At 63.3% G+C, this 17,670-nt stretch carries 18 protein-coding genes; 16 read left to right on the top strand and 2 right to left on the bottom strand.

The genetic code is table 11. The features are described from left to right. Window positions 1–49 precede the first annotated feature (49 nt). The 3 genes from purD to KEC16_RS16770 are packed head-to-tail and all read left to right on the top strand — an operon-like array spanning window position 50 to window position 2,548. Window positions 50–1,324 carry a phosphoribosylamine--glycine ligase gene (purD, locus tag KEC16_RS16780; protein WP_211551061.1) on the top strand — a complete coding sequence of 425 codons (1,275 nt, stop codon included), beginning with the start codon at window positions 50–52 and terminating at the stop codon, window positions 1,322–1,324. Between the two features lie 40 nt (window positions 1,325–1,364). Then, window positions 1,365–1,811, top strand: a complete 447-nt coding sequence (locus tag KEC16_RS16775; RefSeq protein ID WP_211551059.1) for a hypothetical protein — start codon at window positions 1,365–1,367, stop codon at window positions 1,809–1,811. Next, on the top strand, window positions 1,808–2,548 hold the full coding sequence (locus KEC16_RS16770; RefSeq protein WP_346344121.1) for a DNA alkylation repair protein: 741 nt from the start codon (window positions 1,808–1,810) through the stop codon (window positions 2,546–2,548). The genes KEC16_RS16775 and KEC16_RS16770 overlap by 4 nt, the downstream gene beginning before the upstream one ends. Here KEC16_RS16770 and gcvA read toward each other — a convergent pair. After that, entirely contained in the window at window positions 2,545–3,435 is an 891-nt protein-coding gene (gcvA, locus tag KEC16_RS16765; RefSeq protein ID WP_211551057.1) for a transcriptional regulator GcvA, read from the bottom strand. The genes KEC16_RS16770 and gcvA overlap by 4 nt on opposite strands. 99 nt (window positions 3,436–3,534) lie before the next feature. Between gcvA and KEC16_RS16760 the strand changes: the two genes are divergently transcribed. Continuing rightward, window positions 3,535–4,407: a DMT family transporter gene (locus KEC16_RS16760; protein ID WP_211551055.1), complete on the top strand. Its 873-nt coding sequence runs from the start codon at window positions 3,535–3,537 to the stop codon at window positions 4,405–4,407. Here KEC16_RS16760 and KEC16_RS16755 read toward each other — a convergent pair. Then, entirely contained in the window at window positions 4,397–4,729 is a 333-nt protein-coding gene (locus KEC16_RS16755; RefSeq protein WP_211551053.1) for a hypothetical protein, read from the bottom strand. The genes KEC16_RS16760 and KEC16_RS16755 overlap by 11 nt on opposite strands. 206 nt (window positions 4,730–4,935) lie before the next feature. Here KEC16_RS16755 and KEC16_RS16750 point away from each other — a divergent pair, with 206 nt between their 5' ends. The 12 genes from KEC16_RS16750 to rbfA all read left to right on the top strand — a co-directional run bounded on the left by KEC16_RS16750 (window position 4,936) and on the right by rbfA (window position 17,570). Further along, window positions 4,936–5,616: a hypothetical protein gene (locus tag KEC16_RS16750; protein WP_211551051.1), complete on the top strand. Its 681-nt coding sequence runs from the start codon at window positions 4,936–4,938 to the stop codon at window positions 5,614–5,616. A 63-nt stretch (window positions 5,617–5,679) separates the two neighbouring features. After that, the gene (locus KEC16_RS16745) at window positions 5,680–7,320 is read left to right on the top strand and encodes an EAL domain-containing protein (protein WP_211551049.1); all 1,641 of its coding nucleotides are present in this window, start codon (window positions 5,680–5,682) and stop codon (window positions 7,318–7,320) included. 92 nt (window positions 7,321–7,412) lie between these two features. Further along, window positions 7,413–9,947, top strand: coding sequence for a sensor histidine kinase (locus KEC16_RS16740; RefSeq protein WP_211551047.1), 2,535 nt, complete (start codon window positions 7,413–7,415; stop codon window positions 9,945–9,947). Next, entirely contained in the window at window positions 9,944–10,321 is a 378-nt protein-coding gene (locus KEC16_RS16735; protein WP_211551045.1) for a response regulator, read from the top strand. The genes KEC16_RS16740 and KEC16_RS16735 overlap by 4 nt, the downstream gene beginning before the upstream one ends. Next, a complete protein-coding gene (locus KEC16_RS16730; protein WP_211551043.1) occupies window positions 10,318–10,785 on the top strand; it encodes a cache domain-containing protein in 468 nt (155 codons plus the stop codon). Before KEC16_RS16735 ends, KEC16_RS16730 begins: the two co-directional genes overlap by 4 nt. Window positions 10,786–10,794: 9 nt before the next feature. Further along, window positions 10,795–11,214, top strand: a complete 420-nt coding sequence (locus KEC16_RS16725) for a response regulator (protein ID WP_211551041.1) — start codon at window positions 10,795–10,797, stop codon at window positions 11,212–11,214. Beyond that, complete coding sequence (locus KEC16_RS16720) at window positions 11,211–11,600, top strand: Hpt domain-containing protein (RefSeq protein WP_211551039.1); 390 nt, start codon at window positions 11,211–11,213, stop codon at window positions 11,598–11,600. The genes KEC16_RS16725 and KEC16_RS16720 overlap by 4 nt, the downstream gene beginning before the upstream one ends. Window positions 11,601–11,718: 118 nt before the next feature. Beyond that, window positions 11,719–12,237 carry a ribosome maturation factor RimP gene (gene rimP, locus KEC16_RS16715; RefSeq protein WP_211551037.1) on the top strand — a complete coding sequence of 173 codons (519 nt, stop codon included), beginning with the start codon at window positions 11,719–11,721 and terminating at the stop codon, window positions 12,235–12,237. Then, window positions 12,238–13,746, top strand: coding sequence for a transcription termination factor NusA (gene nusA, locus KEC16_RS16710; protein ID WP_211551035.1), 1,509 nt, complete (start codon window positions 12,238–12,240; stop codon window positions 13,744–13,746). It abuts the gene before it with no gap. A gap of 15 nt (window positions 13,747–13,761) precedes the next feature. Next, a complete protein-coding gene (locus KEC16_RS16705; protein WP_346344120.1) occupies window positions 13,762–14,358 on the top strand; it encodes an RNA-binding protein in 597 nt (198 codons plus the stop codon). A gap of 65 nt (window positions 14,359–14,423) precedes the next feature. Further along, window positions 14,424–17,099, top strand: coding sequence for a translation initiation factor IF-2 (gene infB, locus KEC16_RS16700; RefSeq protein ID WP_211551033.1), 2,676 nt, complete (start codon window positions 14,424–14,426; stop codon window positions 17,097–17,099). A 33-nt stretch (window positions 17,100–17,132) separates the two neighbouring features. Further along, window positions 17,133–17,570 carry a 30S ribosome-binding factor RbfA gene (gene rbfA, locus KEC16_RS16695; protein ID WP_211551031.1) on the top strand — a complete coding sequence of 146 codons (438 nt, stop codon included), beginning with the start codon at window positions 17,133–17,135 and terminating at the stop codon, window positions 17,568–17,570. Window positions 17,571–17,670: the final 100 nt, after the last annotated feature.

The raw sequence follows: 17,670 nt of genomic DNA, 5'->3' as shown, positions 1-17,670 counted from the left end.
CATGGGCGTGCTAAAACCGGCCGACATGAAAATTGGCGGAGTTTGCCCCATGAAGGTCTTGGTGGTCGGCGGCGGTGGCCGCGAGCATGCGCTGTGTTGGAAGCTGGCCCAATCGCCGCTGCTGTCCAAGCTGTGGTGCGCGCCGGGCAATGCCGGCATCAAGGATGTGGCCGAATGCGTGGCCATCGCGGCCGAGGATGTCCACAATGTGGTCGCCTTTGCCCAAGCCAACGCCGTCGATCTGGTGGTGGTCGGCCCCGAGGGGCCGCTGTGCCTGGGACTGGCTGACCGTTTGGTCGAGGCCGGCATCAAGGTGTTCGGCCCCAGTCAGGCGGCGGCCGAGTTGGAAGGCTCGAAGGGCTTCATGAAGGATATCGTCTGGAAGGCCGGCATCCCCACCGCGTGGTATGGCCGCTTTACCGATATCGACAAGGCCAAGGCCTTCGTCCGCGAAAAGGGCGCCCCCATCGTGGTCAAGACCGACGGTCTGGCCGCCGGCAAGGGCGTGGTGGTGGCCATGACCCTGGACGAGGCGTTGGCCGCTATTGACGACATGATGGGGGCCAAGGTGTTCGGCGAGGCCGGCGACGAATTGGTCATCGAAGAATTCTTGGATGGCGAGGAAGCCAGCTTTTTCGCCCTGTGCGACGGCAAAACCGCGCTGGGTCTGGTGGCGGCGCAAGATCACAAGCGCGTCGGCGATGGCGATACCGGCCCCAATACCGGAGGCATGGGCGCTTATTCGCCGGCCCCGGTGGTGACGCCGGAACGCGAAGCCATGGTCATGGAAACTTGCATCCTGCCGGCCATCCGCACCATGGCGGCCGAGGGCAAGCCCTATACCGGGGTGCTGTTCGCCGGGCTGATGTTCACCCAGGCCGGTCCGAAATTGCTGGAATTCAACGTCCGTTTCGGCGACCCGGAATGTCAGGTGCTGATGGCGCGGATGAAATCCGATCTGTTGCCGGTGCTGTTGGCTGCCGCCGAAGGGCGGCTGGCCGAGGTCAGTCTGGACTGGCGCGATGAATGCGCCTTGGTGGTGGTGATGGCGGCATGCGGCTATCCCGGTTCCTATCAGAAGAACACGGTGATCGGTGGTTTGGACCAAGCCGGCGCCGTTGACGGCGTCATCGTCTTGCATGCGGGCACGGCGGTGGACGACCACGGCCAAGTGATCGCCACCGGCGGCCGGGTGCTGGGCGTCACCGCCATTGGCGCTACGGTCAAGCAGGCGCGTGAACGGGCCTATCAGGCGGTGGACGCGTTGGATTGGCCGCAAGGGTTCTGCCGACGCGATATCGCGTGGCGGGCTTTGGCGCGATAGGCCGGGGCGCGGTTCGGCTGGAGCGGGAGATGGGGCTGAGATGGCGTTTCCGCGCATAAACTGGGTGACAATCAGCCGTGACGAGGCGCGCACTCATCCCCTTTACGGCTTTGGCGGCTGGAACTGGGTTTTGCTGCTGGTATGCCTGAACGAGGGGGTGGTGGCCTGCATTTTTCCCGGTGACGGTCTGACATGGGCTGTCATGTTTGCCCTTTCCGTGGCGTTGAGCCTTGCCTTGGTGTTGAATTTCCGGGTTTTCCTGCCGCTGTTTTACCTCTATGCCGCGGTGAGCATCGCCGCCACGCTTTTCATCACTTTCCAGGGGATGGCCCATACCATGGAAATCCCCATCGGTTTGGGGATGTCGCCCTCTTTACTGATCAGGATCATCTTCTTGATCTATGTCCGCGAATCGCGACGGATCAATGTCACCCTGCGCAATCGGGTCAAGGCCGATGATCCGTTTCTTGAAGCGCGGGCGTCGTGACTCGGAAAGGGGCCCGCTCCCGTGCCGGGATCGATCCGGCGGTGCTGGTGGATCTCAACGCCGGGACCGCCGAGACGCTGACCTTGTCCGAATGCTTGGCGGTTGATTTCGCCGCGTTGATGCCGGCGGTGCTGCCGGCGGCCGATCCGACCCGGCTGCGGGCGGCCGCGAATGACGGCATTACCCGGCGCATGGCGCTGGCGGCCGAACTGGCCCTTGAGCTTGGGGGCGGCGCGGTGGTGGCGGAATTGGCCCGGCACCGTTCCGACACCGTGCGCGGTTGGGCCGCTTACGCCATCGCCGCCGAGACAGGGCTGTCCCTGGCCCAGCGCTTGGAACGGATCCGTCCCTTGGCCGATGATCCGCATTTCGGCGTGCGCGAATGGGCGTGGCTGGCCTTACGTCCGCATGTGGTGGCCGAACCGCTGGCGACGTTGGATCTGCTGGCGCCGTGGACGGCCGAGGCCAGCCCTTTTCTGCGCCGTTTCGCCAGCGAGGCGACGCGGCCGCGCGGCGTCTGGTGCGCCCATATCCGCTGCTTGCGCGCCGATCCGGCGCCGGGGCTGGCGGTGTTGGGGCCGCTCCGCGCCGACACGCACCGTTATGTGCAGGATTCGGTCGCCAACTGGCTGAACGACGCCGCCAAGGATCATCCCGATTGGGTGCGCCATGTGCTGGAATCCTGGCGGGAAGAGGTGCCGGCTTATGTGGCGAAGCGGGCGGCGCGCTCGCTTTAGGCCCCCCCGGCTTCGGCCATGATCCAGTCACGGAAGGCGGCGACCTTGGGGCTGTTCAGCCGGTTGGGCGGGCAGACCAGATGATAGGCGTTGACCAGCGGCTGGGCCGGGAACAAGGCGACAAGACGGCCATCGGCCTGTTCCTGGGTGACCAGGGTTTGCCACACCAGGGCGGCGCCCAGCCCCGACAGGGCCGCTTGGATCAGCATATTGGCATCGCCGAAAGGACGCAATTTCAGCGGCTGATCCACATTCACCCCGGCATTCTTGAGCCAGGCCGACCAGTCGGGATAGGTGGAATCCCAGTTCATGCCTTCGTTGTGCAGCAAGGTGGCGGTCAGCAGATCGGCCGGCGCCCGCAGACTGGCGGCCAGACGCGGATGGGCGACGGCGACCACCGCTTCGGCTTTCAGCCGTTCCACATGCAAGGGGCCGTAATGGCCCGAGCCATAGCGGATGGCTAAATCCACGTCTTCGGTGTCGAAATCCACCAATTTGATCGAAGCGGCAAGGCGCAGATCGACCTCGGGATGCAGCGCCTGAAAGCGTTCCAGTCGCGGGATCAGCCAGCGGGCGGCAAAAGAAGGGGGGGCCGACACCACCAAAGGCCCATGCTCGCGGCCCATGCGCAGCCGCTCCACCGCCCGCTCCATGCGGTCAAAGGCATCGCTGAGCAGCGGCAGGGCGGCTGTGGCCGGCTCGGTCAGGGTGACGCCGGCGGCGCGGCGAAACAGCGCCAGGCCCAGATGGTCCTCCAGCAATTTGATCTGTTGGCTGATGGCGGCGGGGGTGACGTGCAGTTCTTCGGCGGCGCGGGCAAAGGACAGGTGGCGGGCGGCGCTTTCAAAGGCGCGCAGCGAACGCAAGGGCGGCAGGCGGCGGACCATAAGAATTCCTAATCTCGATGCGCAGAAACACTCGTTTGTATCAGAAACACGGCCGAGCCAGGATTTCCAGGCGAAAGTTTTTCTGAAAGGGACAAGATCATGCGGGCCATCATGGCGCTGGTCGCCGTCGCCGCCATTTTGTGGGGCGCCAATTTCAATCTGTCCAAGCTGGTGGTGCAAGAGATGCCGCCCTTGCTGGCCGGGGCCGGCCGTTTCGTTCTGGCCGCCATGGTCATGGGGGTGATGGTGGCCTGGCAGCGCCAAACGGTGCCGCTGATCCGGCATTTCCGTGCCTATGCCATGCTTGGCCTGGTCGGAATCGGTGGTTTCAACCTGTTGTTCTTCATGGGCATGCAGATGACCTCGGCGGTGAACGGCGCCTTGATCATGGCCGTCAATCCGTTGGCCACCGCCTTTCTCGCCGCCTTGTTTCTGGGCGAGCGGCTCAGTCGGCGGCAAATGGTGGCCATGCCGGTGGCCTTGGCGGGGGTCGCAATCGTCGTCTTGGGCGGCGGCGCTTCGCTCAGCCTGTCGGCGGGAGACGCGTTGATGTTGGGCGCCAATCTCAGTTGGGCCGTCTACAACGTCTTGTCCCGGCGGTTGATGCCGGCGGAAAGCGGCTTGGTCAACACCACCGGGATCATGGTCATGGGCGCGGTGGTGATGAGCCTGGCCGCCCTTGTGGTCGGCGTGCCGGTGCGGATGCCGTCGCCGATGGCGGCGCAAGCCCTGGTGGCCATGGCCATCGGCGGCAGCGCCCTGGCCTATTTGTTCTGGAACATGGGCCTGGCGCGGCTGGGGGCGGGGCGGACCGCCGTGTTCCTGAATCTGGTGCCGGTTTCGACCATGGCCATCGCCGCCGCCGGCGGCCAGCCGCCCAGCATGGTGCAAATAATCGGTGCCGCCGTGGTGTTGGCGGCGGTCAGCGCCCCCATGGTGACGACGCGGCGTCCGCTTACGGTTACGGGGTGACGGGATCGCACCTGCCGTTCCACCGCGCCGGCAGGTCGACGCGGGCGAAACGGCCGCTGACGCGGTCGATGCGATAGACCGTGGCGCTGGGACCTTGGGCTGGGTCGAACAGGCCCAGCCCGTCGCGATAGACGGTGACCCCGTAATGTGTGCCGCTGGCGACCTCGACCGCGTCCTTGGCGGTGACATTGATGGAGAACGTCAACGGCGGCGATAGGGCCGGATCGGCGGCCCGGCACGCCAGACGCAGGATTTCGCTTTCCTGGGCTTGGGCGGGCAGGGCGAACGTGGCGGCGGCAAGGATCAAGGCAAGACGAAGCATGGCGGAAATTCCCTTAACGTGAACGCATGCGGGGCATGGTCGGGTCAGGACAAAGGGTGTGCAGCGGTTCGGCGCGGCGGTCAACAAAATCGACCAAGGCAACGATTGCGACTGAGATCAGCTAATAGACACAATCAGTCACTGGACGCGGTCTATGCATAATGGTCTAGTGATATTTCCTCATGTGCCGTATGCGGGGGTGTCCAATGTCGGCCGAAGGAAATGTCGCTGTGGCGGAGCCGGTTGCCTCGCCACAGGCCTGTTTTGACGTGCTGGGTCTTTTTTCCGAATTGGTCGCCACCTTGGCGTCCGAACGGGCCCGAGACGGCCAGATTTCCCTGGATGAGGTTTACCGCATCCTGGCCTTGGTGCGTGGGGCCGGTTCGCCCCTAAGCCGGGCGATGGCGGCGCAGGAAGGGAAATGCCGGCACAGCTTCAAGCCGGCGGTGCGGCACGCATCCAGCCGCAACGACGTCTTTCGCCGGTTGTTGGTGCGCCCCTTCGAAACCTTGCTGGAGGGAGAGGTTCCGGCCTTTCCCCGCGGTTTTCTCCCCCATTATTTCGAAGTCGTCGACGCCGCCCTGGGGGAGCGCGGCAAGCAATACGATCAGCGCGCGCGGGAGATTTTTCAAGACATGCTGGTCTCGCACGGCAATGACCTTGCCTGGGAGATTTTCTTCGCCGACGCGCGGGCGCGGGCGGTGCTGTCCCGGGTGCTCGACCGGCTGATGCGCTATCTGGAATCGCCGGCCGGCCAATGGGCCTGGCTGACCTGCATGGGGCGGGTCAATGTCGATGGCGCCCGTCCCAGTTCGGCCCAGGCCGACATGGTGCTGGCGGCCTTGCGCAGCACCGCCACTGCTTTAGGGGTAACGGCGAAAGTTTAGTATCCTTGCCAATGATGTCACTGCGTTCCATCATACGGCAGGGATGAACATTTCGGGGATATCATGGCCGACCGCGAGCGAGATCGCTTCGTCGCCCTGGCCTTTTGCCGCGCCGACATTTTGCTGGAACTCGATGACGACATGAACGTGGTGTTCGCCGCCGGCGCGACCCAGGTTCTGATGGGCACCGGGCCGGATGCGTTGCGACATCGGCCGTTTCTGCAATTGGTGGCGGAAGAAGATCGGATTTTAGCCGGTGAGATGTTGGATGCGGCGCGATCGCAGGGGCGCATTGACGACGTGGTCGTGCGCTTGAACGGCGAACGCCGCCGTCCCAACGTCGCCTTGGCCGGGTACCGTGTGCCTGATTTCGACAACCATTTCTTTCTGGCGCTCAAGCTGGAACCGGCGTTTCAGGCCGAACGTCCGGACGAGGCCGAACTCAAGCGCGACAGCGACAGCGGTCTGCTGGACGAAGCTTCGTATGCCGCCTTGGCCGCCGACCGCGCCTTGGCGTTCAAGCGAGCCGGCGGCCGGCCGCAACTGACCGTCTTGAAAGTGGATGGCCTGGAAAGTTTGAACAAGGCCTTGGGGGTGTCTGATCGCAAGCGGGTGGTCAACGCCGTTGGCGATATCCTTAACAAGCATTCCATCGGCGGCAATTCCGCCGGCCAAGTCTCGGCCGACAGCTTTTCCTATCTGCATCGCGACGATGTCGATACCGAAGAGATCGGCAATATGATCGAGGCGGCGGCGAAATCCCTGTTCAACGCCGATCTGAAATCCAGTTCCCACACGCTTGACGCCGATGGGGCCGGACTGGCCGAACATCAGGTGGCCAAGGCCATCGCCCACACCATTCGGCGGTTTTCCGAAACCGGCCATCTGGACAAAAAGAAAAGCCTCGGCCAGGTGCTCAAGGGGCTGGTCTCCGACACCATCGACAACGTCGCGTATATTCGCAGGCTGGTGGCGAAGCGGGAATTCGACATGGCCTTCATGCCGGTCTGCGACATGCGGCTGGAGCGGGTCCACCATTTCGAGGTCCTGACCCGTTTTCGCGATGCCCGTCCGGGGGTGTCGCCCTATCACCTGTTCTGTTTGGCCGAAGAAGTGGGCATCGTCGCCGAATTGGATCTGGCGGTGGTCGACACCACCATCCGCACCCTGGCCGAGATGACCCGCAAGGGCGGGTTATTGCCGGCGGTGGCCATCAATCTGTCGGGGCTGTCGTTGTCATCGGCGCAATTCGTCGTCGAATTACGCAAATTGCTGGCTCGGTCGGGGGTGCAGCCGCGCAAGATCATGTTCGAACTGACCGAATCGGTGAAGATCGAGCATCTGGCCGAGGTCAACGCCACCATCCAGACCTTTCGGCAACGCGGCTTCCGCTTTTGCCTGGACGATTTCGGCTCGGGGGCGGCCAGCTTCGATTATCTGAACGCGCTGGACGTGGATTTGGTCAAGTTCGACGGCCCGGTGATCAAGCGTGCCGCCGCCAGTCAGAAAGGCAGCGATCTTCTTGCTTCCATGGCCCGCATGTGCGCCTCGATGGGGGTCAAGACCGCCGCCGAAATGGTCGAGGACAAGCGGTTGGCCGGCCGCGTCTATCAATGCGGGGTGGATTTTGGCCAGGGCTGGCATTTTGGCAAGCCGGAATTCGATCCTTTTGTCTATGCGGATCGTTTTATGGGTGGTTTGTGATTCCTTCACATCCAGCCCAAAACGCGTTTACATGACTTTGCTACACCTTTGCCGGGTGCAGACCATCCTTCGGGCCTGATGGGGTTTCAGATATGCTTTCCCGTTCCGGACTTGGCATCCGCTCCAAGTTGATCGGCATTTTTGTCCTGATTAAGGTCATTCCCCTGGTGCTGTTGGCGTGGTTCGCCTGGCAGGGTCAGGTCTGGCTGGCCGAACGGGTGTCGGGCAGCGTCGTCGGCATGGTCCAGCAAATGCGCGAAACGGCGGAGGCCGTGGCCAACACCACCACCAATGCCGCCATCACGGCGTTGGACGCCGCCGCCCGCGAATCCATGGAACGGATGACCACCGATGTGGCCCGTTCCGTCGCCACCTTTTTGTACGATCGCGACCGCGATATCGCCTCTGCCGCGCTGCTGGCCCCCGAGGCGGGGGGATATAGGCGGTTTCTCGCCGCCCGCACCCGCGCGGTGGAACGGCCCCACCCTTGGGTGATGGCCCCCGATGGGAGTGGCTGGGTGCCTGGCCCCGAGGCGACGCCGCGCTACGATGTGCCGCCGGCGCAGCCGTCGCTGCCCGAGCAGGCGCGTAATTTCAACTATCGTCATCCCGATACGGTTGGCGTGCTGACCGATCTGCCGCTGTTCATGGAAATGACCTTTGTCGGCTTGGACGGCAAGGAACAGGTCAAGGTGGTGACCTCGGACCAGCTGAGCCCGCTTTTGCGGGATGTTTCGCGGCGCGAGAACACCTACCTCAAGGCGGAAACCTATTTTCCGGCGCTTCAGGCGCTTAAGCCCGGCGAGATTTATGTCTCCGACGTCATCGGCGCCTATGTGCAATCCCCGGTGATCGGCCCCTATACCCCGGCGGCGGCGCAAAAGCGCGGCATCGCCTTCGCCCCAGAGCAAGCCGGCTATGCCGGGGTCGAAAACCCGGTGGGCAAACGCTTTCAGGGCATCATTCGGTGGGCCACGCCGGTACAGCATGACGGCAAAATCGTCGGTTGGGTGACCTTGGCGTTGGATCACAACCACTTGATGGAATTCACCGACCACATCTTGCCCGCCGGCGATCGTTATTCGCCCATTCCCGACGCCACATCGGGAAATTACGCCTTTATCTGGGATTACAAGGGCCGTTCCATCGTCCATCCCCGCCATTATTTCATCACCGGCTACGACCCCGAAACCGGTGAGCCGGCGCCGCCATGGATGGATCAGGCGCTTTACGATGGCTGGAAAGCCAGCGGCAAGCCGGTCGCGGATTATCTGGCCGGGGTGCCGCCTTTCGACAATCAGTCCTGGGACAAGAAAGGGGCGGCCGAACAGGTCAAGGACGGCACCTTGGGTCTGGACTGCCGTTATCTCAATCACGCGCCGCAATGTATCGGCTGGATGGATCTGACCCAAAACGGCGGCTCTGGTTCGTTCGATATCTTCTGGAGCGGGCTGTGGAAGCTGACCACGGCGGCGGCCATTCCCTATCGCACCGGCCAGTACGGTCAAAGCCCGCGCGGCTTCGGCTTTGTCACCATCGGCGCCAATGTGGATGACTTCCATCGCGCCGCCACCGAATCGAAGCAGGCGGCCGATCGCATCGTCGCCGAACATGACCGCGATTTGCAAACCCAGCTTGACGCGGTGCTGGCGTTGGTCGGGGCGCAAGTCCGCACCATGGCCCAGCAATTGACCGCCTCGACGGTGATGATGGGGGCGGTGGTGGTGGTCATCGCCATTTGGATGGCATCGTTCCTGACTCGGCGCATCACCACCGTGGTGCAAGGCATCCGGCGCTTCGAGGATGGCGACATGGCCTATCGCCTGCCGGTGCAAAGCACCGACGAGATGGGGGTGCTGGCGTCGTCGTTCAACGACATGGCGGACCGGGTGGGTGAATCCTTCCAACGGGCGGAAGAGGCGCGGCTGCGGGCGGAAGAAGCCAGCCGGATGAAAAGCGAGTTCCTGGCCTCCATGAGCCATGAATTGCGCACGCCGCTTAATGGCATCATCGGCTTCGCCGAATTGCTCAAGGATGACGCCGAGGACGAGGACGCGCGCGAGAATGCCGAGGTGATCGAGAAAAGCGGCCGCCATCTGCTTAATCTGGTCAACACCATTCTCGACGTGGCCAAGATCGAGGCTGGGGCCATGAGCTTGGTGCGCGAGGCGGTCGATATGCGCGCCCTGGTCGCCGAGGTTGCCGCCATCCACCAATCGGGAGCGGTCGCCAAGGGATTGGATTTCCAGGTGAGCTTGGCTGACGACCTGCCGCCAACGCTGTGGATCGATCCCGTCCGTGTGCGCCAGGTGCTGCACAATCTGTTGTCCAACGCCGTCAAGTTCACGCCGTCGGGGCATGTCCACACGGCGGTGCTGTTGGCTGATCATGCTGTCGCGTTAAGGGTCAGCGACAGCGGTCCCGGCATCGCCGAGGATCTGCAAAGCAAGATTTTCGAGAAATTCCATCAGGGCGACGCCTTCCTGACCCGGTCCCATGGCGGCACGGGGCTGGGGTTGACCTTGGCCCGGCATCTGGTGGAATTGATGGGAGGAAAGATGGAATTGGACTCGGTGGTCGGCCGGGGCAGCGTCTTCATCTTCACGCTGCCGGTGGATCGGTCATGAGCGCGGGCAAACGGGCCTTGGTGGTCGATGACAACGAGGTCAACCGGCTGTTGGCCGGGCGGCTGTTGACCAAGGCCGGCTGGCATGTGGAGATGGCCGAGGATGGTGCCCAGGCTTTGGCCTGGATGGCCAGGAATTGCGCCGATCTGGTGCTGCTGGACATCTCGATGCCGGGGCTGAGCGGCGAGGATGTCTGTCGCACGGTCCGCGCCGAACATCTGTGTCAAGGCGGCAAGCTGGTGGCCTATACCGCCCACGCCATGCCGGACGAACGCCAGCAATTCCTGGCATGCGGCTTCGATGCCATTCTGACCAAGCCCATTTCCAAGGCGACGATGTTGGAGATGCTGGTCTGTGTGGGGTTGGACCAATGAGCGCCCGTCTGTTGCTGCGCCTGTTGGTGTTGGCGCCGTTGCTGCTGCTGCCCGGCCTGGGGCGCGCCGCCGACAAGCCTGATCCGCTGGCCGTGCGCGAGATCACCTTGAAAGCCGCGGCGCTGTTGGCCGAGCAGGGAGCCGATGCGGCACGCCCTCAATTTCACGCAATGGGTGAGTTCCGTTTCGGCGAAATTTACGTCAATGTGATCGATCTGAATGGCGCTTGGGTGATTTATCCGCCGGTGCCGAGAAATGAAGGAAAGTCGGTGCTTAATGTCACCGACAGCGATGGCAAATTGTTGGTCAAGGAAATCATCAAGGTGGCGGAAGACCAAGGCGAGGGCTGGGTGGAATACCGCTGGCTCAACCCCGCCAGCAATCGAATCGAGCCCAAACTGACCTTCGTCAAACGGGTTCCCGGCAAGAATCTGATAGCCTATGTCGGGCTGTATCGGCCATAGGGGAAGAGCATGAACCAGGATTTGGAAAAGCTGATCGCCGAGGCCTTGACCAACAAATCTCTCTTGGTGGTCGAGGACACCTCGTCGTCGCGCATGCTGGTCGCCGGTCTGTTGCGCGGTCTGGGGGCCACGCGGGTGGTGGCGGCGGTGGATGGCGTCGATGCCTTGGCCAAGATCCAGGCGCAGCATTTGGTGCCCGATGTGGTGCTGTGCGACTGGGTGATGCCCAATATGGATGGGTTGGAATTGCTGACCCGGCTCAAGGCCGATTATCCCGCCGTCAAATTCATCATGATGACGGTCAAGACCGAGGCTGAGGCGGTGATTTTGGCCCGCAAGCATGGCGTCGATGGCTACGTCGCCAAGCCGTTTTCGCGTGAAAGCATCACCGCGGCGCTGGCCAAGGTGCTGGGTATCGCCGTCGGATGACCGCCTGGCGCCAGGCGCCGGTGGTCGCGGATGCCGTGGCGGCGGAACTGGCCCGAGACCTTGATCCCGAGGATTTGAGCCAAATTCTCGACGCCTTTCGCGTCGATATCGGCAGCCGGGCCGGCGAATTGGCCATGGCGCTGGCCGGCGGTCATGTCGAGCCGGCACAGCGGGCGGTTCACAGCCTGAAAGGGGCTGCCCTCAATCTGGGGTTTTTCCGCCTGGGGCAGATGTGTGCCCATCTGCAACAACTGGCCCAGACCGGCGATTTGGCGGCGATCGTCGTGCTGTGGCCCGAATTCGCGGCGACCTGCAATGACAGCCTGGGGCGGCTGGGGCACTCTGGTCTTGCCTTTGAAATTGATTCGTCTATAGTCCGCCCCTAGACACATTCTTGCTTACCCAGCCAAGAAGCATCTGCTGGAGGTTGGGATTGCAGGGTGGGCCATTGGCCCACTTTTTGTTTTTTCTAGGGGCCATTTGCGGCCGCAGGACAGTTCGGGAATGGATCTTCAACAGCGTTTGGAAGCTTTGCTCGGCCCCACTTTGGAAGCCATGGGCTACGAAATGGTGCGGGTAATGTTCCAGGGGCGCAGCCGCCCGACCCTTCAAGTGATGGCCGAACGCAAGGACGGCCGCAATATGACGGTCGATGATTGCGCCGATATCAGCCGGTCCGTGTCGGCGTTGCTGGACGTGGAAGACCCGATTCAGGGCGCTTATGCGCTTGAGGTCAGCTCGCCCGGCATCGACCGGCCGTTGACCCGCGCCAAGGATTTCATGACCTGGGCCGGCTTTGAGATCAAGCTGGAAGCGTTGATCGGCGTCGATGGCCGCAAGCGTTTCCGTGGCAAGCTGCTGGGCCTGGAGGGCGAGGCGGTGCGCCTGATCGCTGATGGCGCCGAGGTTTTGGTGCCGTTGTCCGATCTGAAAGGCGCCAAGCTGGTGCTGACCGACGAATTGATCGCCGCCGTGACTCGGGATGAAGAAGGCCCGCAGGCGGACCAACAGGGAAAAGAATAGATGGAACGAATCGCTGCTCTGCCCCGCCCGGAACTCTTGCAGGTCGCCGACGCCGTCGCCCGCGACAAGGGCATCGACCGCGACGAAGTGCTGGAAGCCATGGAACAGGCCATTCAAAAGGCCGGTCGTTCCAAATACGGTCACGAGCATGACATCCGTGCCCATATCGATCGCAAGACCGGCGAGATCCAGCTGGCCCGCTATCTCGAAGTGGTGGCGGAAGTGGAAAACGAAGCCACGCAGCTGCTGTTGGCGCGCGCCCTGAAAAAGAATCCCGGCGCTGTCGTCGGCGACTTTTTGGTCGATCCGCTGCCGCCCATCGATTTTGGCCGTATCGCCGCCCAGACCGCCAAGCAGGTCATCGTGCAAAAGGTGCGCGACGCCGAACGTCAGCGCCAGTTCAACGAATACAAGGATCGCGTCGGCGAGATCAGCAATGGTCTGGTCAAGCGGGTCGAATTCGGCAACGTCATCGTCGATTTGGGCCGGGCCGAGGCGCTGTTGCGCCGCGACGAACTGATCCCGCGCGAAACCTTCCGCACCGGCGACCGCGTCCGCGCCTATATCGGCGACGTCCGCCAGGAACCCCGGGGTCCGCAGATTTTCCTGTCGCGCACCAGCCCCATTTTCATGGCCAAGCTGTTCGCCCAGGAAGTGCCGGAAATCTATGACGGCATCATCGAAATCAAGGCGGTGGCCCGCGATCCCGGCTCACGCGCCAAGATCGCCGTGATCAGCCATGATTCGTCCATCGACCCGGTCGGCGCTTGCGTCGGCATGCGCGGTTCCCGCGTCCAGGCGGTGGTGGCCGAATTGCAGGGTGAAAAGATCGACATCATTCCGTGGTCGGGCGAATACGCCACCTTCGTTGTCAATGCCCTGGCCCCGGCGGAAGTGTCCAAGGTGGTGCTGGACGACGAAACCCACACCATGGAAGTGGTGGTCCCCGACGACCAATTGTCGCTGGCGATCGGCCGTCGCGGTCAGAACGTGCGTCTGGCCAGCCAATTGACCGGCTGGTCCATCGACATCATGACCGAGGCCGAGGAATCGGAACGCCGTAACGAGGAATTCCGCTCGCGCTCCAAGCTGTTCATTGATGCCTTGGACGTTGACGATGTGATTGCCCACCTGCTGGTCACCGAAGGTTTCGCCTCGGTCGAGGAAGTGGCCTTCGTGCCGCCGGATGATCTTTCCGGCATCGAAGGTTTCGACGAAGACGTCGCGGTTGAATTGCAACAACGTGCGCGGACCTTCCTGGCCGAACAGGACGAACGCTACGACGCCATGCGCAAGGATCTGGGCGTCACCGACGAAATGGCGGCGCTGGAAGGTCTGAGCCCGGCCATGCTGGTCAAGCTGGGGCATCGCGAGATCAAGACCCTGGACGATCTGGGCGATTTGGCGTCGGACGAACTGGTCGATATCGTCGGCAAGGACGAAATGAACGAAGAGCAGGCCAACGCGGTGATCATGGCCGCGCGCGCCCATTGGTTCGACGAGGAATAAATCCTGGACGAATTCGTGGACGAAGACGACGAATTGCGCAAAGGCCCCAACCGTCGGTGTATCGTCACTGGAACGGTTGGGCCGAAAGAGAATTTGCTGAGGTTCGTCGTCGGGCCTGATAATGTAGTGGTTCCCGATGTGGAAGGCCGGCTCCCCGGACGGGGAATATGGTTGAGCCCCCGCCGGGATGTGGTAAATACGGCGGTATCCAAACGCCTTTTCGCCAAAGCTGCCCGCCGCGCGGTCTCCGTGCCCGAGGATTTGGCGGACCGGATCGAGAAATTGCTGAGCCGGCGCTGTTTGGACGCCCTGGCTTTGGCCCGTCGCGCCGCCCAGGCGGTGTGCGGGTTTGAAAAGGTCAAGGCGGAAGCCAAGGCCCGCAGAATTGGTGTGCTGGTGCAAGCCGGCGATGCCGCCCAAGATGGGCGAGAAAAGTTGAAAGCGCTGGCCCCCGGCGTTACCGTGGTCGATCAGTTCGACGCGGTGGAATTGGGGGCGGTGTTCGGCCGCGATCACGCGGTTCATGTCTGTGTCGCGCCGGGCGGGTTGGCCCGTCGGCTGGCGGCGGAGGCGGCTTTTTTGGCCGGCTTCCGTCAGGACAGAACGCCATGAGATAAGCCTGTTCCCAGGGCGGGCCGCCGGCCCGACCGTTCCGCGAAAGAGATGAAGTCTACTACATGAGCGATTCCAAGGATCAAGAGCGCAAAGCCCCGCTGAAGCTGTCCTCTCCGGGCAAGCTTGAGCTGAAGAAGACCGTCGAGACCGGCCAGGTCCGTCAAAGCTTCTCGCATGGACGCTCCAAGGTGGTGACAGTCGAAGTGCGCAAGAAGCGTACCTTCGCCCCCGGTGCCGGTGGCGCCATGCACGAAGTGCGTGACGAAGCCCATGGCGCAGCTGAGGTCGAATTGGCCAAGGCGGTGGCGGTGGTCGAGGCTGCGCAGCAGGCCGCCAGTGCCCACGACCTGACCAGCAACGAAAAGGTTGCCCGCGCCAAGGCGCTGGAAACCGCCATGAAGGCCGAGGCCGAGGCCCGTGCCCGCGCCGAGGAAGAAGCCGTTCGCCGCGCCGAGGAAGACGCCGCCATGGCCGCAGCCGAGGCCGAAGCGGCCGCGGCGCAGCCTGAGCCGGAAGAGGTCGCGGCGGTCGAGGCCGAAGCCGCTCCGGTGGTCGAGCCCGCCCCGGTGGCTGCCGCTCCGGTCGCCGCCGCCGCTCCGGTCGCTGCCGCCCCCACGGCCGCCGCCCCCGTGGCCGCTGCCCCGGTCGCTGCCGCGCCTGTGGCGCCGGCGGCTCCGGCCGAGACGCGTCAGGGTCCGCGCATGACCGCGCCGCCGCCGCCCAAGCCGGCCGTTCCCGCCGGCACCGCGCCGCGCACCGCGGCCGAGATCGAGGACGAGGAAGAGCGGGCCAAGAAAAAGGCCGCCTTGCACAAGACGCCGCCGGTCAAGCGGGTCGATCAGCGCCGCCGTACCGGCAAGCTGACCATTACCGACGCATTGACCGACGATGATCGCGGCGAACGCGGCCGTTCGCTCGCCGCCGTCAAGCGTGCGCGTGAACGCGAACGTCAGAAGATGATGCAAAAGGGCGCCGAAAAGGTGGTCCGCGACGTCATCATCCCCGAATCCATCACCGTGCAGGAACTGGCCAACCGCATGGCCGCCCGTGGCGGCGATGTCATCAAGTGCCTGATGCGCATGGGCGTGATGGCCACCATCAACCAAAACATCGACCCCGACACCGCCGAACTGGTGGTCGCCGAGTTTGGCCATAACGTCAAGCGCGTGTCCGAAGCGGACGTCCTGGTTGGCCTGGAAGGCGATGTGGACGAAGACGATGTGTTGATCTCGCGTCCGCCGGTGGTCACCATCATGGGTCACGTCGATCACGGCAAGACCTCGCTGTTGGATGCGTTGCGCGAAACCGACGTGGTTTCCGGCGAAGCCGGCGGCATCACCCAGCATATCGGCGCCTATCAGGTGACCATGCGCTCGGGCGACAAGATCACCTTCATCGACACTCCCGGTCACGAAGCCTTCACCGCCATGCGCGCCCGTGGCGCCAAGGTGACGGATATTGTCGTGCTGGTGGTTGCCGCCGATGACGGCATCATGCCGCAGACGGTGGAAGCCATTCGCCACGCCAAGGCCGCCAATGTGCCGATCATTGTCGCCATCAACAAGATCGACAAGCCCGGCGCCACGCCCGAGCGGGTCCGTCAGGAATTGCTGCAGCACGATCTGGTCACCGAGGAACTGGGCGGCGACGTCTTGGCGGTGGAAGTGTCGGCGAAGAAGCGCATGAACCTGGAAAAGCTGGAAGAAGCGATCCTGTTGCAGGCCGAAGTGCTGGACCTCAAGGCCAATCCTGGCCGGACCGCCCAGGGCACCGTGGTCGAAGCCAAGATGGAAAAGGGCCGTGGCCCGGTGGCCACCGTGCTGGTGCAAAAGGGAACCTTGAAGGTCGGCGACGTCTTCGTCGCCGGTTCCGAATGGGGCAAGGTGCGCGCCCTGATCGACGACAAGGGACATCGTGTCGAATTCGCCGGCCCGTCCACTCCGGTGGAAGTGCTGGGTCTTGACGGCGCCCCTGCCGCCGGCGACGATTTCGTCGCGGTGGAAGACGAATCCCGCGCCCGTGAAATCGCCGGTTATCGCCAGCGCGTCGACCGCGAGGCCCGCTCCAAGCTGGCGGCGCGCGGCACCTTGGAACAGATGTTCTCGGCCATCAAGGCGGGGGAAGTCAAGGAGCTGCCGGTCGTCATCAAGGGCGACGTGCAGGGTTCGGTCGAAGCCATCAACGGCGCCTTGGCCAAAATCGGCAACGATCTGGTCAAGATGCGGGTGCTGCATTCGGCCGTCGGTCCGGTCAGCGAATCCGATATCACCCTGGCCAAGGCCACCGGTGGCATCATCATCGGCTTCAACGTCCGCGCCAACCCGCAGGCCCGCGACATGGCCCGGCGCGATGGCGTCGACATCCGTTATTACAGCATCATCTACGACGTCACCGACGACATGAAGACCATGCTGTCGGGCATGTTGGCCCCCACGCTCAAGGAAAACTTCCTGGGCTACGCCTCGATCCGCGAAGTGTTCAACATCACCAAGACCGGCAAGGTTGCGGGTTGCATGATCACCGAGGGCACCGTCAAGCGTGGCTCCGGCGTTCGCCTGCTGCGCGACAACGTGGTCATCCATCAGGGCCATCTGGCGCAGCTCAAGCGTTTCAAGGACGACGTCAAGGAAGTCCGTGAAGGCTATGAATGCGGCATGTCGTTCACCAATTACGAAGACATTCGTGTCGGTGACGTCATCGAATGCTTCGAAATCGAGGAAGTGGCCGGCGTCCTGTAAAGGAAGCCGTCCCATCCTGCGGAGGACAAGGCAATGCCCAGAGGCCAAAAGCCACCGAGCCAACGCCAGCTGCGCGTGGGCGAGGAGCTGCGTCACATCATCGCCAGCATTATCGAGCGCGGAGAAATCCGCGACCCCGATCTTGCCGGCCGCGCCATCACCGTCACCGAAGTGCGCATCAGCCCCGATTTGAAGAACGCCACCGTCTTCGTCATGCCCTTGGGCGGTGGCGAGGTGACGACGGTGGTCAAGGGGTTGAAGCGGGCCAGGGCGTTCCTGCGTCATGAAGTCGCCCGCCAGGTCGATCTGCGCATCGCCCCCGAACTGTTCTTCGAGGCCGATACCAGCTTCGACGAGGCCAGCCACATCGACGCCTTGCTGCGCAGCCCGGAAGTCCGCCGCGATTTGGGTGCCAATGAAAATACCGTCCGCGCGGTGGATGATTTCGACGGCGAAGACGACGGCGAATAAGCCATTGATACAACCGCAAAGATGCGCTTTAACAGGCTGCGGAAAAACCCTTTCATCTGAGGCTGCATCGTGATTCGCTTCTCCTGCTGAGTTCGGAGGG

The sequence above is a fragment of the Magnetospirillum sulfuroxidans genome, assembly GCF_018224925.1.
Taxonomy (GTDB): domain Bacteria; phylum Pseudomonadota; class Alphaproteobacteria; order Rhodospirillales; family Magnetospirillaceae; genus Magnetospirillum; species Magnetospirillum sulfuroxidans.
The sequence above is the reverse complement of the archived record's forward strand: the minus strand, read 5'-3'. Positions and strand labels throughout refer to the sequence as shown.